This window comes from Streptomyces sp. NPDC107528, assembly GCF_055639295.1.
Window position 1 is genome coordinate 149,234 of record NZ_JBVKAV010000004.1, and the last position, 19,774, is coordinate 169,007.

Sequence of the window (19,774 nt, forward strand, 5' to 3'; positions counted from 1 at the left end):
GCCCTCGTCACACCGGCGGGCCCCGCGACGGGGGGGCGCGGCGGCTAGCCCAGGGTCTGGGCCGCCGTCGGCGAGGAGTCCTTCAGGAACTGTGAGCAGCGCTCGTACTCCTCCTGCTCGCCGATCGTCCCAGCGGCGCGGGCGAGGGCGTGCAGGGCGCGCAGGAAGCCGCGGTTCGGCTCGTGCTCCCAGGGGACCGGGCCGTGGCCCTTCCAGCCGCTGCGGCGCAGGGCGTCCAGGCCGCGGTGATAGCCCGTACGGGCGTAGGCGTACGACTCCACGACGCTGCCGCGCTCGAAGGCCTCGTCGGCCAGCTGAGCCCAGGCCAGGGAGGAGGTGGGGTACTTCGCTGCGACGTCCGCGGGGGCGGTGCCACCGGCGAGGAGCTCGCGCGGCTCGGGGTCGTCGGGGAGGTGGGTCGGGGGCGGGCCCCCGAGAAGGTTTTCGTGAATGGCCATGGGTTCAAGTGTGGGCCATCGCCGGGCCCGGTGGGTGCCGTGTCTTGCGCCCCCGCCGCCCCTGCCCTCCCGTCCGCCAGGAGCTGCCGCCCTTCGCCCCCGTCCCTTCGCCCGCATCCGGGGGCCTGCGGCCCCCAGACCCCCGCTTCGGCCCTGAACGGGCGTCGTCCTCAAACGCCGGACAGGCTGAATCGCCTGGACCGGCGCCTAGCCGTCCCCTTCCCCCTCCCCCGCCAACCCGGACCTGCTCCGCACCCCCTCCAGCGGCGGCGAAGTGATCGAGCCGTGGTGGAGGCATTCCGGTTTGCGGCAGTCCGGGGGCAGGGTGCGTACCGTCGCGAAGGCGATGGCCGAGCCGACGACCAGGGTCCCGGCACACCACAGCATCGCCCGTCCGAACGCGCTGTCGAAGGCGTCCGGCGACCGGTACGCCTCCTCGCTCATGCCGGCGAGCAGTGGCAGTGCGGCCACCGCGATCAGGCCCGCCGCTCGGGCCGCCGCGTTGTTGATGCCGCTGGCCAGGCCCGCGCGGGCGACGTTCACGGAGGCGAGGACGGTGGCGGTCAGCGGCGCGACCAGGGTGACCAGGCCGAGGCCGAAGACGAAGACGGCGGGCAGTACGTCGGCGACGTACGAGGCGTCCGGGCCGACGCGCAGCATCAGCAGCAGGCCGGCCGCACTCACCAGTGGCCCGACGGTGAGCGGGATGCGCGGCCCGATCTTGTCGGCCAGGGCGCCGGACCGGGCGGAGAACAGCAGCATCAGCACGGTCGTCGGCAGCAGTGCCGTACCGGCCTGCAGGGCCGAGTAGCCGGAGACGACCTGGAGCTGGAGCGCGGCCAGGAAGAAGAAGCCGCCGAGGGCCGCGTACACGCACACGGTGACCAGGTTGACCGCGCTGAACTGGCGGGACGCGAAGATGTCGAGCGGCATCATCGGGTCGGGCCGCCGTTTCTCGACGTACAGGAAGGCGATCCCGGCGGCGACGCCCGCGACCGCTGTGACGGCGATGACCAGGGACCCGTCGCGGGCCTCGATCAACGAGTACGTCACCAGCGCGAGGGACAGCGCTCCGAGGGCCGCGCCGAGCACGTCGAAGCGGCCGTGCTTGGACTCGCCGCCGGACTCGGGGACGTGGCGCAGGGCGATGGGGACGCACAGCAGCGCCAGCGGGACATTGAGCAGGAAGACCCAGCGCCAGCCGGGGCCGTCGACCAGCCAGCCGCCCAGGAACGGGCCGATGGCCGCACCGATACCGCCGAAACCGGACCACAGGCCCACCGCCCGGGCCCGGTCGTCGGGGTGGAAGGACGCCTGGATCAGTGCGAGGGAGCCGGGGGTGAGAAGCGCGCCCCCGATGCCCTGAAAGGTCCGCGCGGCGATGAGGAAACCGGCGTTCGGGGCGAGCCCGCACAGCAGCGAGGCCGCGGCGAACCAGACGACACCGATGACGAAGATCTTGCGGCGGCCGTAGCGGTCGCCCAGGGAACCGCCGAGGAGGATCAGACCGGCGAGGGCGAGGGTGTACGCGTTGACCGTCCACTGGAGGGCGGACAGGTTCGCGTCCAGGTCCTCGCCGATCCGGGGGAGGGCGACGTTGACGACGGTCGAGTCCAGCATCGCCATGCTTGAGCCGAGGACCGTGGTGAGCAGGATCCACTTGCCTTGCGGGGAGGCCATCCGGACGTCGGGCATGACCCCAGGTATACAGCGAGCCCGGTGCCGTAGCACCGGGCTCGCTGCATGCGTACGGCTACTTGATCTTCGTGCCGGTGGAGCGCAGGTTCGAGCAGGCCTCCGTCACGCGCGCGGCCATGCTCGCCTCGGCCAGCTTGCCCCAGGTGCGCGGGTCGTAGGTCTTCTTGTTGCCGACCTCGCCGTCGACCTTCAGGACACCGTCGTAGTTCTGGAACATGTGGGCCGCCACCGGACGCGTGAAGGCGTACTGCGTGTCGGTGTCGATGTTCATCTTGACGACGCCGTTCTCCAGCGCGGTCGCGATCTCCTCGGCGGAGGAGCCGGAGCCGCCGTGGAAGACGAAGTCGAACGGGGACGCCTTGCCGTACTTGGCGGCGACGCCGTCGTTCAGCTCCTTCAGCAGCTCGGGGCGGAGCACGACGTTGCCCGGCTTGTACACACCGTGGACGTTGCCGAAGGAGGCGGCGAGCAGGTAGCGCCCCTTCTCGCCGAGGCCGAGCGCCTCGACCGTACGGAAGGCGTCGTCGACGGTCGTGTACAGCGAGTCGTTGATCTCGTGCGAGACGCCGTCCTCCTCGCCACCGGTCGGGGTGATCTCGACCTCGAGGATGATCTTCGCGGCGCGGGCGCGCTCCAGCAGCTCCTGCGCGATGGACAGGTTGTCGGCGAGGGTCTCGGCCGAACCGTCCCACATGTGCGACTGGAACAGCGGGTTCTCACCACGCGCGACACGCTCCTCGGACACGGCGAGCAGCGGGCGTACGTACCCGTCGAGCTTGTCCTTCGGGCAGTGGTCGGTGTGCAGGGCGACGGTGATGTCGTACTTCTTGGCGACGATGTGCGCGAACTCGGCCAGGGCGACGGCGCCGGTGACCATGTCCTTGCTGTGCTGGCCGCCGAGGAACTCCGCACCACCCGTGGAGATCTGGATGATGCCGTCGCTCTCCGCCTCCGCGAAGCCGCGCAGGGCCGCGTGCAGGGTCTGGGAGGAGGTCACATTGATGGCCGGGTAGGCGAACTTGCCTGCCTTCGCCCGGTCGAGCATCTCGTTGTAGACCTCGGGGGTTGCGATGGGCATCTGTCCGCTCCTTGAGTGTGCGGGTTGACGTGCTGCGTACTGCGTTCTTCTTTACGGCCCTGACCTAGACCTCGATTGCGACGTCATCGTCGGCATCGCCGGGGCCATCTTTCCATGACGAACCGGGATGCTCCGAGCGCCTGTCAGCAGCCGAGACGGACGTCCGCCGGGACGGACGTCAGTCGAGCCCCAACTCGTCCTTGGAGAACGCGAACAGGTACGGCACACCCGCACCCTCCTGGATCTTCTCGGCGGCACCGGTGGCCCGGTCGACGATCGTCGCGACGGCGACGACCTCGGCGCCCGCCGCGCGCACGGCCTCGACGGCGGTGAGCGGCGAGCCGCCGGTGGTGGAGGTGTCCTCGACGACGAGCACCCGCCGCCCCGCGATGTCCGGCCCCTCGACCTGCCGCTGCAGCCCGTGCGCCTTGGCGGCCTTCCGCACGACGAAGGCGTCCAGCCGCTTCCCGCGCGCGGCGGCGGCGTGCAGCATCGCGCCGGCGACGGGGTCGGCGCCCATGGTGAGCCCGCCCACCGCGTCGAACTGCAGCTCCGCGGTCAGGTCGAGCAGCACCTGCCCGACCAGCGGAGCGGCCTCCCCGTCGAGGGTGATGCGCCGAAGATCGACGTAGTAGTCGGCTTCCAGCCCCGAAGACAGGGTCACCTTGCCGTGCACCACGGCCTTGTCCTTGATCTGCTGCAACAGCGCGCCACGTACGTCAGTCATGCCGCCCAGCTTAGAGGCGCCGCCAGCTCCAGACGGTCGCAGCCTCCAGCGGCTCCAGGGGCGTGACCAGGCGGGGCAGGGTGTTCAGGCCGTTGGGCGGCCCGGTCTGCGGCTCGACACAGACGGCGGCCTCCTGCTCGTCGTACAGGACGACCCATTCCTCGCGACTGGCCACCTTCAGCTCCAGCTGCCCCGGCCAGGTGAGCGTGACGTCGACACCGCCGGGCATCCCGAAGCAGTCGTCCCAGGGGCCGGGCTGGGGGTCGATCCGATTCCCGGTCGGCAGATGATCGTCACCACGCTCTTCCTGCCAGGCGGGAGCGAATTCGAGTTGGGCGTCCTCTCCGCCGAGGTTCCGGTTGAACCAGGGGTGCCAGCCGATCTGGGCCGGAAAGGACGTCTCGTACGTCTCGACGGACATGGTGAGGCTGAGGCTGTCCGGGGTGAGCGCGATGACATGGGTGACCCGGCCGGAGTAGGGCCAGGGCTCGACCAGGTCGTACGTGATGACGGCCTCGTCACCGGCGACCCGGGCCACCTTCCAGGCACCGTCGCGGACCGTGCCGTGGATGGCGTGCGGCGGGGCGCTCAGCGGCATCTGCCGCAGGACGGCACCGTCCAGGAACCGCCCGTCACGGATCCGCCCGCACCAGGGAACCATCGGAAAACACCCGAACCGCTCCCCCTGCCGCAACAACTCCGTCCCCGCGACCCGAAGCCCCCCGACCCGCCCACCGTTCCCCGGCAGCACGTCCACCTCCGCGTCACCCGCGGTCAGCGTGATGTGTTCGTTACTCACGGGGACGACCCTACTGGGACGATCAACTCTCCTGGACCGGGAAGGTGGCTATCGCCTCTCGACGCCGGTCCAGGCAATTCTGTCCGTCCGGGGGTGCCCCCTCTGGGGGAGCTCGAGGACGAGGCCGTTCAGGCCGACAGCGGGGGTCTGGGGGCGGCAGCTCCCCCAGAAGGCGGGGTCGAGGGGGCGGCAGCCCCCGAAGGACGGGAAGGGCAGGGGCGGCGGAGGCGAAAGACACCCTTACCGGCGCCGCCGCAACGCCCGCCCCACCACAATCGCCGATGCCAACACCAACGCCGCCGCCGGAGCAGCCCACCGCAACGTAGAACCCGGCACGACAGTCTGCGGCGCGGGCACCGGCGCATACCGCCCCCGCGGCGGCGCGTGATCCACTTCCTCCGCGCTACGCCCGATCATCGTCCGCCGAGCATGAGCCGCCTCGGCCACGGGAGCCTCACCGTCCCCAGCCTCGGCGTCGGCCTCGGCCTCCGGTTCGAGCGCCGGCGGCGGAACCTCGGCGTCAAAGACGGACGCCTCCTCCTCACCGTCCCCGGCATCCGACCCCTGAGCCGACGAAGACGCAGGCGCAGGCTCAGGCGCCGCAGCATCATCCGCATCCGGCGTCGTCTCGAAGTCACTGGTCACCCGAGTCTCGAACTCCCCAGGAGCCAAGCCCTCCGGATCCTCGGAGGCACGCGCTTCCTCCCCCGCGACAACCCCCAACTGCTCACCAAGACGGTTCAGCAACCGACCCACAGCAGAGCCGACGGCCTCCGCCGAGAACTCGGCCACCCGCCCGTCCGCCGAAGCGGTCCCCGCGAACCTCACGGTGGCCCCACCCTCGGACTCGAGCACCGACACCGTCAGCGCGAGCTTCACCACCCCGCTGCCCCGCACCTCGGTCGCCTCGCCCTCGACGGCGAAGGCGGACGCACCGTCACCGGCACCGGCCCCGTCGCCGCCCTCCCGCGCAGACACCCGCACGGCGCCCCGATACGTGATCGTGTGACCACCGACGCGCACCTTCAGCCGCCCGGCAACGGGCTCGGCCCCGGCGTCCTGCTGGAGCCCGGGGACCGCCCGGGCAACCCGTACGGGATCGGCCAGCACCGCCCTGAGCCGCTCGGCCGCAACCGGAACGAACACCTCATGCTCCATGGGGACCGAGCCTACCCAGCATGGCGTGAACCGCACCCACACATCCGAGGATTCTCACCACGAGCCCTCCCGCCGGGCGTACCCTCCCCGCCCCGCCCCTCAGTACCGCGGATGCACCAACGTCGACGCCCCCAGCCCCCCGACCCGCGTCCCCTGGGCCGCCCGCGCATCCGCCGCCAGCCCCTCCCGCGTCAGCGTCCCGGGCCGCGGCACCCCTTCCCCCGCCCCGAGCCGCAGCGCCGGACGCTCGCCCCGGCCCGCCAGGATGAACCCCCAGTCGTGCGGCGCCCGCGTCGGGCCGGCCGAGCGGTCGGGGCCCGCCGCAAAACCGGAGCCGCGGCCTCGGACGCAGTACGGGGCTGTCCGCAGGCCCGCGGCGCGCAGTGTCGTGTCGACCGTCCAGAAGACGCGGGGCCGGGAGGAGACCGGGCCGGCATGGACGGCCAGGCGGCCGTGCGGGGTCAGGGCGCGCCGGGCGAGGCCGTAGAACTCCTGCGAGTACAGCTTCGTACTGGCGGTGATGCCGGGGTCGGGCAGGTCCGAGATGACGACGTCGTACGTCGCCGGCGGCGCCGCCCGCAGCCAGCGGAACGCGTCGCTCGTCATGACGTGGACGCGGCTGTCGTCGTAGGAGTGGTCATTGAGGCCGGACAGCGGAGGATCCCGGCGCGCCAGACTCACCAACTCGGCGTCGGCTTCGACGACGTCGACCCGGTCCACCCCGGGATGGCGCAGCACTTCGCGCGCCGCCAGCCCGTCCCCGCCACCGAGGATCAGCACGCGCGAGCGCTCGCCGCTCATCACGGGGTGGACCAGCGCCTCGTGGTAGCGGCGTTCGTCCTGGCCGCTGACCCGCAGGCGGCCGTCGAGGAAGAGATTCAGGGGGCGGCCGTGCGTGCCGCCGGTGATGACGACCTCCTGAAGGTCCGTATGGAGTGCCACGCGGACGTCCCGCCCGTACACCGCGTGCCGTGCCGCCCGTTCGAAGTCGTCGACGAGTACGGCGGCCGAGGCGAGCACGCCGAGGACGGCGACGTTGGCGATCACCAGCAGCCACCGGGCGCGGCGGCTGAGGTCCCCGCGGAACAGGCCGAGGACCAGCGCGCCGCCCACGACGGCGTTGACGGCGCCGGTGATCAGCGCGGAGGTCAACTGGCCCAGCAGGGGCAGCAGAAGGAAGGGGAACGCGAGGCCGCCGACGAGCGCGCCGACGTAGTCCGCGGCGAACAGGTCGGCCACCGCGCCGCCCGCGTCCTGGCGCCGGATGCGCTGGATCAGCTCCATCAGCAGCGGCACTTCGGCGCCGATCAGCAGGCCGATGGTGAGGGAGAAGGCGACGAGGAGACAGCGGGGGCCGTTGACCCACAGGCCGCCCCAGTCGCCGGTCCAGGCGAAGACGGCGTAGAGCGCGAACGCGCTGCACCCGCCGACGAGGGCGAGTAAGGCCTCGATGGCGCCGAAACCGGCCGCGGCGTACGGGCGCAGGCGTTTGGCGGCGAGGGAGCCGATGCCCATCGCGAAGACCATGACGGACAGTACGACGGAGGCCTGGGTGACCGAGTCGCCGATCAAGTAGGAGGCGAGGGCGACGAGTTCGAGTTCGTACACGAGTCCGCAGGCAGCACAGACGAAGACGCCCGCGAGGACGAGGAACCGCCCGGTCCCCGGCCGGACCGGAAGCCGTGCGGGGCCACCCCAGGGCGGTGTTGTGCCGGGCGGGGCGGGGGCGTGCGGCTCGATCACGTTGCCGACGGTACGTTACGCCTGCGGCACGCTACGTCACCCACACGTGTGTTGTTGAGGTGCGGGACGTTTGCGTCGCCGCCGCTGGGGGCTCAAGCGCCGGACGGGCTGGACTGCCGGTTGGACTGCCTGGACCGGGGTCTGAGCGTGACCGCCACCGCCCTCACCCCCACCCTCGTACGCGTCGCCACCAACTGCCCGTCCTGCGGGTACGCGTGCCAGGTCCGCCAGTGCACCTGACCCTCGTGGTGCTGGGCCAGCATCGCGGTGAAGGCGTGCGGACTGCCGGGGAAGACGCCGGCGAGGCCGTGCGGGTGGTCGGAGACCAGGGCCAGCAACTCCTGTGCACGGCCCGCGAACTGACCCGGGGACAGGACCTCCACCCGGGCCGCGAACTCGTACTCCCAGTCGCCCGCCCGCTTGGCCACGCCGAGCGGAAGGGGCGTACTGCTGCCGGGCATGCAGGCCACCGTCTCCGAGCAGATGCCCCGCTCCTCCTCCAGCAGTACCTGGTGGGACGCGCCGAGCAGTCGCAACTGGAGTTTCGTCCCGGTCAGTTCGAGGTCGAGTGTGGCCAGCGCGGGCAGCGGCTCCCGCCCCAGGGCCCAGGCGAGGTCGGTCGCGCGCGTGTCGGTGTAGGCGGTGTTCAGGGTCGTGAGCATGGGTCGGCTCCGCAAGCACGCAAAGAAAAAGGGGAGGTTTCGGTCGCCGGCGGCGCACCCCGGCCGACACCGGGTCGACCCGGTCAGCCCAGTCGGCCGGTCAGAAGGGGTGTCCGCGGGACGTCCGAGGGGCTGCGTTGGTGATTTTCAGGGAATCATGAAGTGTGGCGCCGCCACAGCGTTTTTACCCAAGTTCGTAGGGTTTCCATCCCTCAGAGGGCTTATCAGCTCAACTGTTCAACTCCGGCGCACGCCTCCGGGGGCGAGGCGCGCGCCGGTGCGCGGGCGTGGAACACGAAAGCGGGGCCGGTCCCAGGTACCGGCCCCGCTCCATACGGATGCGGTTCCCCCTGCTCGGGGAGCTCAGCTGCCCCGTGTCAGCTGCCTCCGCCACCGCATCCGCCGCCGCCCCCGCCCCCTCCACAGGACGACCTGCCTCCGCATGACGAGCCGCCCCCGCAGGACGAACCACCGCTGTCTCCTCCGCCGGCCCACCAGCTGCTGCTTCCGCTGTCGTGCGAGCTGCTCCTGCGACTGCGGCTGTGCGAGCGGTTGGCCGACCGTGAGCCGCCGCGCACGGCGGAGACGAAGATCAGGACGAAGACCACTGCGACCAGCGCCAGAACGAATCCTGTGATCATGGCGTCAGCCTCCTTCCGTTCCCCCGAAGCGGACCGTGGCGTCCCCCCGTTGGGCGCCTCCCGCTCGGTGCGTGGGAGGGAGATGCCCGGCCGCTTCACGGCCCAAAGCAGAGTTGAGGAACTTCAGAGCCTTCTCACCGGACAACGGCCCTGACCTGCACAGAAGCGCAGTTCAGGGGCCGTTCAGATGGTTCAAGCTCCGAGGTGTGCCCCGTCGCCGGCGCCGAGGAGGGGGATCGTGAGCCGGTGTTCGACGGCGGTGGGCAGGGACCACAGTTCGGTACGCCGCCTTCGGTCCTCCGAGCCCTGGCGGGCAGCGCGGCGGATACCGGGCACGGCCAGGGCCAGGGCGGCCAGGGACACGGCGAGCCCGGTCCCGAGGAGTACGCCGGCGAGTACGGCGCCGTCCGCCAGGGCGAACGGAAGCGCGAATCCGAGGCAGAGCGTGCCGAGGCCGCTGAGGATGCAGACCATCCACACAGTGGCGTGAGCGGGTGCTCGTTGCGCAGGTGGTTGACCAACTGTCGGTCGGTGGGACGCCGCCGCGGATGCTCTCCGGCGGCGATGAACAGCTCGGCCCGCCCGCTCAGCGCCCACACAGCGTGCACTCCCACCCACACGACGGGCAGCACGAACAGCGTCAGCAGCACCAACCCCGCTGGGATCGCCCGCGTCTCCCATCGATGGTCGCAGGTACTGTACGCAGCCCTCCGACGCGGACAAGCGCGGGCTGCTGCCGCACGTCAGCGCAGGCAAAACGGAGACCTTCCCCGACGAAGTTGAGGAACTCCGGAGGTTGGGCGGAGGATGTCGGGCATGACCTCCCGCTCCCGCCCCCTGCTCAACCGCCGGCTCGCCGAGTTCGGGACGACGATCTTCGCCGAGATGTCCGCGCTGGCCCTGCACACCGGGTCCATCAACCTGGGTCAGGGTTTCCCCGACACGGACGGCCCCGAGGAGGTCCGTGAGGCGGCCGTACGGGCCCTGCGCGACGGGCGCGGCAACCAGTACCCCCCGGGCCCCGGGGTCCCCGAGCTGCGCACCGCGATCGCCGCGCACCAGCAGCGGCGCTACGGGCTGCCGTACGACCCGGACACCGAGGTCCTGGTCACCGCCGGCGCCACCGAGGCCATCGCCGCCGCCCTGCTCGCGCTCGTCGAGCCCGGCGACGAGGTCATCGCCTTCGAGCCGTACTACGACTCCTACGCGGCCTGTATCGCCATGGCGGGCGGCACGCGCGTGCCGGTCACCCTGCGGCCGGGTGGGGGACGCTTCCGGCTCGACCTCGACGAGCTGCGCGCGGCGGTCACCGACCGCACCCGGCTGCTGCTGATCAACACCCCGCACAACCCGACGGGCACGGTCCTCACCCGCGAGGAGCTGGCCGCGATCGCCGAGCTGGCCGTGGAGCGGGACCTGCTGGTGGTGACCGACGAGGTGTACGAGCACCTGGTCTTCGACGACGCCGAGCACCTGCCGCTCGCCACGTTCCCGGGCATGCGGGAGCGGACGGTGTCCATCGGGTCGGCGGGCAAGACCTTCTCCTTCACCGGCTGGAAGGTCGGCTGGCTGACCTCGACGCCCGCCCTGGTCACGGCGGTGCGCTCGGCGAAGCAGTACCTGACGTACGTGGCGTCGGGGCCGTTCCAGTACGCGGTCGCCGAGGCGCTCGCCCTGCCCGACAGCTACTTCGCGGCCTTCCGTGACGACATGCTGGTCAAGCGGGACCTGCTGGCGGCGGGGCTGGCAGAGGCGGGCTTCGAGGTCTTCGAGCCCGCGGGCACGTACTTCATCACGACCGACATCCGCCCGCTCGGCGAGACGGACGGTTTCGCCTTCTGCCGTGCGCTGCCGGAGCGGGCCGGTGTGGTCGCCATTCCCAACGCGGTCTTCTACGACCACCGGGAGGCGGGGGCGCCGTTCGTCCGGTTCGCGTTCTGCAAGCGGACGGAGGTCCTTCAGGAGGCGGTGAAGCGGCTCAAGTCCCTGGCGGGCTGAGTACACGCGCCCGTCCACAGCCTGTGGACGCACAGCCAGTGGACGGGCGCGGACAGCACGAACCCGGCCCGGCACGCGACCGTGATGGCCGGTGCCCTGGCCGGGCTCTGCCGAATCCGGGTGCCGAGGACTACTCCTCGTCGTCCTCGGGCTTGTCCGCCTCGTTGATCTCCTGCTCCAGGCCGAGCTGCTCGACGAGCCACTTGTCGAACTCGATGGCGGCCCGCACCCAGCTGACCGTCGACGAGACGAAGTGCTCCAGGCTCACGCCGGTGCCGATCAGCATCTGTGCCTCGCCGATCAGGCGGACGGTGCCGTCGTCGTGCGTGTGGCTGTAGACCTTGGGCCACAGGGTCCGGCGGTTCCAGTCGTCGATCGACTCGAGAAGCAGGGGCTTCTCGTCGATCTTGTGGGGCCGGTCGTAGAACGTCCGCACCGAGAAGACCTGCTGGTCACCCTCGCCGCGGAACATGAAGTACGTACGGAACTGCTCCCACGGCGCCGCGAGGTCACCCTCGTCGTCGACGACGTACTTCAGCTCCATCTGGTCGAGGAGCTGCTTCACGAGGTCCTGATCCGGGACAACGGGTCCGGGCGGTGGCCCGGGCTCCGGCTGCTGGCCCCCGAAGTTCGGGATCGAGGACGGGTCGATGCTCACCGTGATTTTCCCTTCGTACGGATTCCGCCATCCTCCCCCATGCGGGGAGGGGGGTGGCAAGCCCGGACAGGGCCTGTCTGCCGTCGGCTGACATGATCTGGCCTGTCGCGACGGTCCGACGCGGAAGGCGGGGGTCATGTCCGGAACAGAGGGAGCCGCGGGAGGCACTCAGCCGCCTCGGGGTCGCACCAGATGGCCGGTGTTCGCCGCGATCGTGGCACTGCCGGGGCTGGTCATCGCGGGCCTCGTGGCCCTGGTGGTGATGTGGGTGGTGGCAGACGATCCGCCCCGCTCCGGTGCCGATACGGTCTCCTGCCCGGACGCCCTGCACTTCGGCGGGGCCGAGCTGCCGGACGGCGCCGAGGTCGTCGGGACGTGCAAGACGCAAGGGTTCCAGGACATCCATTACAGCGCGACCTTCCGCATGCCGCGCGCCGACGTCCCGGACTGGCTCGAGCGGACCTATCCGGACGCGCCGGCGCCCGGGACGAAGTTCTGCGGCGCCGTGGACGTGGACCTGTGTCTCGATGTGGACGCCCCGGGCGGCCATCCCGACGCGGGCGCCCACGCGGTGCAGGTGAGGGTGGAGTACGAGGACGCCGACACCGCACTCGTGCGCTTCGCCGCGTTCACCATGTGACCGCGCGACCAGGACGGCCCGCCCCGGGATGCGGGGCGGGCCGTCCCGCCGTTCCTTGCGGCTACAGCGTCTTCCCCGTGGCCGGCCCCACGATCAGGCCGTCCCCGAAGGCGTCCACCCGTACCGTGTCACCGTCCTTGACCTCGCCGGAGAGGATCTCCTTGGCGAGGCGGTCGCCGATGGCGGTCTGGACGAGGCGGCGCAGGGGCCGGGCACCGTAGGCCGGGTCGTTGCCCTCGTCGGCGAGCCAGGCCAGGGCCTCGTCGCTGACCTCCAGGGTGAGCCGCCGCTCGGCCAGCCGCTTGGCGAGCCGGTCGATCTGCAGCCGGGCGATCCGGCTCAGCTCGTCCTTCGACAGGGCCGAGAAGACCACCAGGTCGTCCAGGCGGTTGAGGAACTCCGGCTTGAAGGAAGCCCGGACCACCTCCAGGACCTGCTCCTTCTTCTCCGCCTCACTGGTGATCGGGTCGACCAGGAACTGGCTGCCCAAATTCGACGTCAGCACCAGGATCGCGTTGCGGAAATCGACCGTACGGCCCTGTCCGTCCGTCAACCGTCCGTCGTCCAGCACCTGAAGGAGGATGTCGAAGACCTCGGGGTGCGCCTTCTCGACCTCGTCGAGCAGCACGACGCTGTACGGCCGCCTGCGCACCGCCTCCGTGAGCTGGCCGCCCTCCTCGTAGCCGACGTACCCGGGGGGCGCGCCGACCAGCCGGGACACGCTGTGCTTCTCGCCGTACTCCGACATGTCGATGCGGACCATCGCCCGCTCGTCGTCGAAGAGGAAGTCGGCGAGGGCCTTGGCGAGTTCGGTCTTGCCGACGCCGGTCGGGCCGAGGAAGAGGAAGGAGCCGGTCGGACGGTCCGGGTCGGCGATGCCGGCGCGGGTGCGGCGTACCGCGTCCGACACGGCGCGCACGGCCTCACCCTGTCCGATGAGCCGCTTGCCCAACTCCTCTTCCATCCGCAGGAGTTTCTGCGTCTCGCCCTCCAGGAGGCGGCCGGCGGGGATGCCGGTCCAGGCGGCGACGGTGTCGGCGATGTCGTCGGAGCCGACCTCCTCCTTGACCATCGTGCTCTTGGCGGCCTCCTCCTCGGCCTGCGAGGCCTCCTCCAGGTCCCGCTCCAGGGCGGGGATCTCGCCGTAGAGCAGCTTGCTGGCGGAGTCGAAGTCACCGTCGCGCTGGGCGCGTTCGGCCTCCCCGCGCGCCTCGTCGAGCCGCTCCTTCAGCTCGCCGACGCGGTTGAGGGACTGCTTCTCCTTCTCCCAGCGGGCGGTCAGTCCCCGCAGCTCCTCCTCCTTGTCGGCGAGGTCACGGCGCAGCCGCTCCAGGCGTTCGAGGGAGGCCGCGTCGGTCTCCTTGCTGAGGGCCAGCTCCTCCATCTTCAGCCGGTCCACGGACCGCTGGAGCTCGTCGATCTCGACGGGGGACGAGTCGATCTCCATACGGAGCCGGGAGGCGGCCTCGTCGACGAGGTCGATGGCCTTGTCGGGCAGGAACCGGGAGGTGATGTACCGGTCCGACAGGGTGGCCGCGGCGACCAGCGCGCTGTCCGCGATCTGCACCTTGTGGTGGGCCTCGTAGCGCCCCTTGAGCCCGCGCAGGATCGCGATGGTGTCCTCGACGGTCGGCTCGGCGACCAGCACCTGCTGGAAGCGCCGCTCCAGGGCGGGGTCCTTCTCGATCCGCTCGCGGTACTCGTCGAGGGTGGTGGCGCCGACCATGCGCAGCTCACCGCGGGCGAGCATGGGCTTGAGCATGTTCCCGGCGTCCATGGCGGAGTCGCCGCCGGCACCGGCGCCCACGACGGTGTGCAGTTCGTCGATGAAGGTGATGATCTGCCCGTCGGAGTTCTTGATCTCCGCGAGCACGGTCTTCAGCCGCTCCTCGAACTCACCGCGGTACTTCGCCCCGGCGACCATGGCGCCCAGGTCGAGCGCGACGAGCCGCTTGTTCTTCAGCGACTCCGGCACGTCCCCCTTGACGATCCGCTGGGCGAGCCCCTCCACGACGGCGGTCTTGCCGACGCCGGGCTCGCCGATCAGGACGGGGTTGTTCTTGGTGCGGCGGGAGAGCACCTGCACGACCCGCCGGATCTCCTGGTCCCGCCCGATGACGGGGTCGAGCTTGCCCTCGCGGGCGGCGGCCGTGAAGTCGGTCCCGAACTTCTCCAGCGCCTTGTACTGCCCCTCGGGGTCGGCCGTGGTGACGCGGCGCCCGCCGCGAGCCTTCTGGAAGGCCTCCAGCAGCTTCTTCGCGGTGGCACCCTGCTGGGCGAGCACCTCACCGGCCTGGCCGCCCTTGGCGGCGGTGCCGATGAGCAGGTGCTCGGTGGAGAGGTACTCGTCCCCGAGCTCCTTGGCCCGCGCCTGGGCGTCCGCGATCACGGCGAGCAGCTCGCGGTTGGGCTGCGGGGGCGCGACCGTGGACCCGGTCACGCTGGGCAGCGCGGCGAGCGCCTTCTCGGCGCCGGCCCGCACGGAGGCCTGGTCGGCGTCGACGGCCGCCAGCAAGTCGATGATGTTCTCGTTCTCCTGCCCCTGGAGCAGAGCGAGGAGCAGATGGGCGGGCGTGAGGTCCGCATGCCCCTCGGTCAAGGCCCGGTTACTGGCCGCGTTGATCGCGTCCCGGCTCCTGTTGGTCAGCTCGGCTTCCACGTTGGCGTTCTCCTCCTGGCGTCAGCGGCTCCCAGTACTGACTGAGTCAGCGTACACAAAGTTGAGTCTATTCCACTCAAGGTAGCCCGGGGAGAGGCTTGGGGCGGCCAGGTCGGCTAGGTTCCGGGCCATGGCGGCATACCCCCAGGACCCTGGCGCGCCGGACGCGCCGTACCTCACCTTCTGGCAGGAGAGACACCTGTGCACCCTGACGACCCTGCGCCCGGACCTCACCCCGCATGTCGTACCCGTCGGAGTGACATACGACCCTGAGGCGCGGCTTGCTCGGGTGATCACGAACAAATCCAGCGCGAAGGTGGGCCATGTCCGGGCCGCAGACCCGGACGGCGCCCGGGTCGCGGTCTGTCAGGTGGACGGACGGCGCTGGGCGACCCTGGAGGGCCTGGCGCACGTCCGCGACGACCCCGAGCGGGTCGCGGAGGCGGTACGCCGGTACGCACAGCGGTACGGGCGTACGCCGCGGCCGAATCCCGACCGGGTGGTGATCGAGATCGAACTGACGCGGGCGATGGGGCAGGGGTGATCCCTGGGACGCGACTCAAGGGGGCCGGGTTCCCCGTGGCTGGATACCGGGCGACCGGTTTCGGCCACCGGCGGAACAGGCGAATACGGGGAAATGTCGCCCGGAAACTGCAGCGGGGTCACCGTGTTCAGGTCACGGTGACGCCGCTGCGGGGGGAAGCACCTGAGCGATCTGTTACGACGGGGGAATCGCGTCAGGCACTGCGGGGGGTGGCTGAGATGGTCCTTGGGGCCGGGGCCTCCGGCTCCACCAGGCGGTGGTCGCGCTGATCGAGATTGACGAAGATCATTCCGTACCGGATGGCACACCTGACGGGCTGCGGCGCCCCCCGAGGCCGTCGCAGACACCGGTAGGCCCGTACGTCCTCGTCGTCGTCCCGCGTGACGACCACCGGTTCTCCGAAGACGGTCACCATCAACGAGTCACCGGAGTGGGGGATCGCGGTGACCAGGTCGATGAAGTGCCAGCCGGAGCGGTAGGCGGTGGCCATTTCTCGGCGGAAGGAGCGGTCGTCGGGTGGGGTGGTCACATCCGCTCCCCCGAGTCACCGTTCACAGAGGTCGCCGACACATCCGCCCCGTCGGCACTCATGACGGTCGCCGGCCAGTGAGTGTCAGCGCTGACGACACTCCCCGCCTCGGACGGCCCGCTCAACGCTCCGAGGGTGACGACGGCGGAGAAGGCGGCGACAAGTACCGAGCGAAGCATTCTCTTGCGCATAGTCGGCTTCGTCCTCACTTGAAAGTCTCCTCTTCCCCCGTCGGATAAGACGATGGCTCATTCAGGCAGGTGCTGGCCACACAAACGATGCATCATGTTCCTGCATGTTCAGGACCCTGGGGGGTGGAGATTTCATGGCAAATCCGACTAAGGCGACGCATCCCCATGCGGTGACCGAACTGTGTGACGAGGGTGGCCGACTCTATGCGAGTGCCCTGCGCGCGGGACGTGTCTCACGTGAGGACGCGGAGTGCGCTCCCTGCCTGGTGGAGTTCGCCCTCCTGCACCCGGATCCTGACGACGCGAATTGGCTGCGCCCGGTTCCCCCGACGGTCGCTCTGGCCGAGCGACTGCACCCCATCGAGCGTGACATCGCGGAACGCCGACGGTTGTCCATCAAACTCGCTGACGCTTTCGAGCCGTTCCTCGCGCTCGCGCAGCAGTCCGGCACGACCGATCACTCGATCACCGTGCTGGAAGGCAGCGCCCGGATCAACGCGGCGCTCAATCTGGCCACGGCCCAGGTCCGGACCGACGTACTGACGGTCCAGCCCAGCGACGACCGCTACTCGGAGCGCAGCCTGCTCCAAGGACTGGAACGGGACAGGCCGCTGATCGAACGTGGTGTGCGCATCAGGACGCTCTACCAGCACACCGCCCGCTACAGCCCCGAGAAGCTTGCGTACGTCGCCCAGCTCGCGAAGGGCAAGGCGGAGTACCGGACGATCGACGAGCTTGTGGAGCGCCTCATCGTCTGCGACGAGACCGTCGCCTTCATCCCCACCCGCGACGACCAGCAGGTCGCTCTGGAACTTCGCCATCCGGGCCTCGTCCGGTACCTGATCAAGGTCTTCGAGTTCATGTGGGTGCGCTCCGTCCCGCTGAGCGCCGGCGCCCCGTACGAGGCGGCCGCGGGCGGCATCACGGACATCCAGCACTCCATCGCGAAACTCCTGGTCGAGGGGCACGTCGACGAGGCCATCGCCCGCCGGCTCGGGATGAACGTCCGTACCTGCCGGGCCCACATAGCCAAACTCGCAGCCACGCTCGGCAGCGGCAGCCGCGCCCAACTCGGCTACCTCATAGCCCAGTCGGGGATCCTGCAGCAGGACCCCTCGACGTCGGCGGGAGGCAGCCACACGTGACCGAGGCCCACACACACGGTGTGGAGGACCTGTGCCCGGCGGGCAGAAAGCTGTACGAACAGGCCCTGCGCGAGGGCCGTATGTCCACCGAGGACGCCGAACCCGCCCGCTGCCTCGTCGACCTCGGCCTGCTGCACCCTGCCCTCGACGACATCGACCGGCTGGAGCCGGTAGCGCCCACTGTCGTCCTGCACCGGCTGCTGCGCGCCTCCGAGGACCGCATCGCCGACGAGCGGCGACGTGAGGAGCGGCTGACGGAGGCGTTCCAGCCCCTGTTGCGGATCGACGGGCAGCGCCCGGAGCCGGACCGGCCCGCGGCGGTCAAAGTGCTCGGTGGCGGCGAGCAGATCAACCGGGCCATCACGGAAGCCATGGCCGAAGCGGACCGGGAACTGCTGACCATCCAGCCCAGCACTCACTCGGGCGAGAGGATGCAGGCGGCTCAGGCCGCCTCACTGGACCGCGACCAGGCCCTGCTCGACCGGGGTGCGCGCATCCGCACTCTCTACCAGCACACGCAGCGCCACGTGCCGTTCATCATCGCCCGCTACGAACAACTCAGGGGCGACGCGGAAGCCCGCACGCTGGACGAGGTCACCGACCGGCTCATCGTCGTCGACCGCGCCATCGCCTTCGTCCCCGCGAACAAGGACCGCACCTGGGCCCTGGAAGTCCGTCACCCCGCGCTGGTCGACTACTTCGCCACCACCTTCGAGCGGCTGTGGCGCCTGGCCACGCCCATGTACCCCGAAGCCGTCCGGCCGCCCACGCTGGGCGGCGTCACGCCCCGCCAACGCGCCATAGCCGCCCTCTTGGTCGAAGGCCACACCGACGCGGTCATTGCCGACCGCCTCGGCCTGAACATCCGCACCGCCCGCGTCCACATCGCCAAGCTCGCGGCCACGCTGGGCAGCGAGAGCCGGGCCCAACTCGGCTATCTCATAGGCCAGTCGGGGATTCTTGACCAGGCACGCCGGGCACCCCAGGCGCTCGGGACACCCCGGGCACCCCGGCCACACTGATCACCGCGGCCCCCGACGACGCCCGCGAGCGGTCCAGGCCCACCTGGGCGATACGGACGCCGAGTTGTGTGCGGCTTGCCGCGCCCAGAGTCTCCGACAGGCGCGCGATGTGCGCCCGGCACGTCCGTACGCTTATCCCCAGCCGCTCCGCGATCACCGCGTCCTGGTGGCCCTCGGCGAGCAGCGCCGCGATGGACTGTTCGCGGTGGGAGATGCCCTCGATGCCGGTGTCGGGCAGGGGCGCGGTCAGCGGGATCGCGAGGCGCCAGAGCCGCTCGAAGACGGTGACCAGGTAGTTCACCAGCGCCGGATGCCGCAGCTCCAGCGCCATGGTGCGATCCGCGTTCGCGGGGACGAAGGCCACCGTGCGGTCGAAGAGGATCAGCCGGTCGATCACCTCGTCCAGCGTGCGGGCCTCGACCGAATCTCCCATCAGTTCGAGGTAGTTGAGCAGGCCCTGACCGTGCCGCGCCACGTGCGTGTACAGGTCGCGCATCCGCACGCCCCGCCCCCGCAGCTCCATCGCCCGGTGCAGCCCCTCCGTCAGCTCGTGCTCGGGACGGATGCCGCCGGGCTGCACGGTCAGCACCTGGCTGGTGCACGCCTGCGTCGCCTCGTCCAGCGCGCCCTGGATGCGCGAGTCACCGTCCAGGACCCGGATCGCCGTGCCCTCGACGCCGGACGCCTGCGGCAGCTGTGGCCCGAGCCCGGCGTACCACTCGAACGCGGCCACCGCCGAGCCCACTCGCCGCTGGCTCGCGCTGACCTCGTCGTAGACCCCGCGCAGCAGCCGTGTCATGACCTCCTGCGGGGAGGTCGGCACCAGCCAGTCCATGTCGTCTGGGTCGGGATGCAGCAGCGCCAGCTCCAGCAGGCAGGGCACCGGCTCCGCGTCCTGGCGCTGCACCCGGCCGCGCCGTACGGCCCGGGAATACACGCGATCCCCTGCGTCGCACAGTCGGTCGGCACCGTGGGGATGCTCCTCGGTCCCGTGCCCGGCCATCGCCCCATCCACCCCCGGTTCTTGCCCTTCGCCGGCTCGCTCACCTCCGGAGCGCGGTGTCGACCTCTGCCGGGACACCCGGGCCGGGCGTGGCCCTGGTCGACAGGCCCACCGTGCTCGGCCCATCGGGCCTACGGTTCGCTCGCGCTTCCGCAGCGCAACTATGCGCGGACCGGCCGTGCTCCGCAACACGGCTCCTGCCGGGACGGCCGCCGTAAACCACCGGTACGCCCCGGTTTTTCCCGGCCTCCGTCCGTCGAGTTGCAACAAGCTGGGGGTGTCATACCGGCCTTTGCGCTGCGCGCTGCAAACCGCGTCGGCAAGGCGCGGGGCGGCCCGGCGGCCCGGGCCATGACCGACAGGAGGGTGCCGTACGCCTCCGAGGGCGGTCGGGGCCGGCGACGTCACACTCGCGAACGCC

18 protein-coding genes are annotated in these 19,774 nt (G+C 70.8%); 5 read left to right on the forward strand and 13 right to left on the reverse strand.

Features of this window, described 5'->3' with window-relative positions; genetic code table 11:
* Positions 1-44: 44 nt before the first annotated feature.
* The 9 genes from ACZ7L5_RS14290 to ACZ7L5_RS14330 form a co-directional block, all read right to left on the reverse strand.
* Entirely contained in the window at positions 45-458 is a 414-nt protein-coding gene (locus ACZ7L5_RS14290; protein WP_328425366.1) for a DUF3151 domain-containing protein, read from the reverse strand.
* A gap of 207 nt (positions 459-665) precedes the next feature.
* The gene (locus tag ACZ7L5_RS14295) at positions 666-2,153 is read right to left on the reverse strand and encodes an MFS transporter (protein WP_471516867.1); all 1,488 of its coding nucleotides are present in this window, start codon (positions 2,151-2,153) and stop codon (positions 666-668) included.
* 58 nt (positions 2,154-2,211) lie between these two features.
* Complete coding sequence (gene fbaA / locus ACZ7L5_RS14300; protein ID WP_471516868.1) at positions 2,212-3,234, reverse strand: class II fructose-bisphosphate aldolase; 1,023 nt, start codon at positions 3,232-3,234, stop codon at positions 2,212-2,214.
* A 178-nt stretch (positions 3,235-3,412) separates the two neighbouring features.
* Positions 3,413-3,961, reverse strand: a complete 549-nt coding sequence (gene pyrE, locus ACZ7L5_RS14305) for an orotate phosphoribosyltransferase (protein ID WP_471516869.1) — start codon at positions 3,959-3,961, stop codon at positions 3,413-3,415.
* A 10-nt stretch (positions 3,962-3,971) separates the two neighbouring features.
* Positions 3,972-4,760, reverse strand: coding sequence for an aldose epimerase family protein (locus tag ACZ7L5_RS14310; protein ID WP_471516870.1), 789 nt, complete (start codon positions 4,758-4,760; stop codon positions 3,972-3,974).
* 240 nt (positions 4,761-5,000) lie between these two features.
* Positions 5,001-5,918 (reverse strand): SRPBCC family protein, encoded by a 918-nt coding sequence (locus tag ACZ7L5_RS14315; protein WP_471516871.1) that lies wholly within the window; start codon positions 5,916-5,918, stop codon positions 5,001-5,003.
* A 99-nt stretch (positions 5,919-6,017) separates the two neighbouring features.
* Positions 6,018-7,661 (reverse strand): polyamine aminopropyltransferase, encoded by a 1,644-nt coding sequence (locus ACZ7L5_RS14320; protein ID WP_471516872.1) that lies wholly within the window; start codon positions 7,659-7,661, stop codon positions 6,018-6,020.
* 92 nt (positions 7,662-7,753) lie between these two features.
* Positions 7,754-8,323, reverse strand: coding sequence for a DUF2617 family protein (locus ACZ7L5_RS14325; RefSeq protein WP_328880299.1), 570 nt, complete (start codon positions 8,321-8,323; stop codon positions 7,754-7,756).
* An 833-nt stretch (positions 8,324-9,156) separates the two neighbouring features.
* Entirely contained in the window at positions 9,157-9,438 is a 282-nt protein-coding gene (locus ACZ7L5_RS14330) for a hypothetical protein (RefSeq protein ID WP_471516873.1), read from the reverse strand.
* 333 nt (positions 9,439-9,771) lie between these two features.
* On the opposite strand from ACZ7L5_RS14330, the gene ACZ7L5_RS14335 reads away from it, so the two are divergent.
* On the forward strand, positions 9,772-10,962 hold the full coding sequence (locus ACZ7L5_RS14335) for a pyridoxal phosphate-dependent aminotransferase (RefSeq protein WP_471516874.1): 1,191 nt from the start codon (positions 9,772-9,774) through the stop codon (positions 10,960-10,962).
* Positions 10,963-11,092: 130 nt separating this feature from the next.
* On the opposite strand, the gene ACZ7L5_RS14340 is transcribed toward ACZ7L5_RS14335, so the two are convergent.
* A complete protein-coding gene (locus ACZ7L5_RS14340; protein WP_328425384.1) occupies positions 11,093-11,620 on the reverse strand; it encodes a YbjN domain-containing protein in 528 nt (175 codons plus the stop codon).
* A 136-nt stretch (positions 11,621-11,756) separates the two neighbouring features.
* Here ACZ7L5_RS14340 and ACZ7L5_RS14345 point away from each other — a divergent pair, with 136 nt between their 5' ends.
* Positions 11,757-12,260, forward strand: a complete 504-nt coding sequence (locus ACZ7L5_RS14345) for a hypothetical protein (RefSeq protein WP_471516875.1) — start codon at positions 11,757-11,759, stop codon at positions 12,258-12,260.
* 61 nt (positions 12,261-12,321) lie between these two features.
* Here ACZ7L5_RS14345 and clpB read toward each other — a convergent pair whose 3' ends face one another.
* Positions 12,322-14,919, reverse strand: coding sequence for an ATP-dependent chaperone ClpB (gene clpB, locus ACZ7L5_RS14350; protein WP_471516876.1), 2,598 nt, complete (start codon positions 14,917-14,919; stop codon positions 12,322-12,324).
* Between the two features lie 130 nt (positions 14,920-15,049).
* Here clpB and ACZ7L5_RS14355 point away from each other — a divergent pair, with 130 nt between their 5' ends.
* Positions 15,050-15,463 carry a pyridoxamine 5'-phosphate oxidase family protein gene (locus tag ACZ7L5_RS14355; protein WP_471516877.1) on the forward strand — a complete coding sequence of 138 codons (414 nt, stop codon included), beginning with the start codon at positions 15,050-15,052 and terminating at the stop codon, positions 15,461-15,463.
* Between the two features lie 193 nt (positions 15,464-15,656).
* Here ACZ7L5_RS14355 and ACZ7L5_RS14360 read toward each other — a convergent pair whose 3' ends face one another.
* Positions 15,657-15,992: a Rieske (2Fe-2S) protein gene (locus ACZ7L5_RS14360; RefSeq protein ID WP_147994775.1), complete on the reverse strand. Its 336-nt coding sequence runs from the start codon at positions 15,990-15,992 to the stop codon at positions 15,657-15,659.
* Positions 15,993-16,317: 325 nt separating this feature from the next.
* Here ACZ7L5_RS14360 and ACZ7L5_RS14365 point away from each other — a divergent pair, with 325 nt between their 5' ends.
* Both ACZ7L5_RS14365 and ACZ7L5_RS14370 read left to right on the forward strand, forming a co-directional pair.
* Positions 16,318-17,328 (forward strand): helix-turn-helix transcriptional regulator, encoded by a 1,011-nt coding sequence (locus tag ACZ7L5_RS14365; RefSeq protein WP_362383741.1) that lies wholly within the window; start codon positions 16,318-16,320, stop codon positions 17,326-17,328.
* Positions 17,325-18,350, forward strand: a complete 1,026-nt coding sequence (locus ACZ7L5_RS14370; protein ID WP_471516878.1) for a helix-turn-helix transcriptional regulator — start codon at positions 17,325-17,327, stop codon at positions 18,348-18,350. Before ACZ7L5_RS14365 ends, ACZ7L5_RS14370 begins: the two co-directional genes overlap by 4 nt.
* On the opposite strand, the gene ACZ7L5_RS14375 is transcribed toward ACZ7L5_RS14370, so the two are convergent.
* Positions 18,268-19,353 carry a helix-turn-helix transcriptional regulator gene (locus ACZ7L5_RS14375; RefSeq protein WP_363033873.1) on the reverse strand — a complete coding sequence of 362 codons (1,086 nt, stop codon included), beginning with the start codon at positions 19,351-19,353 and terminating at the stop codon, positions 18,268-18,270. The two genes, ACZ7L5_RS14370 and ACZ7L5_RS14375, sit on opposite strands and share 83 nt — an antisense overlap.
* Between the last annotated feature and the right edge of the window lie 421 nt (positions 19,354-19,774).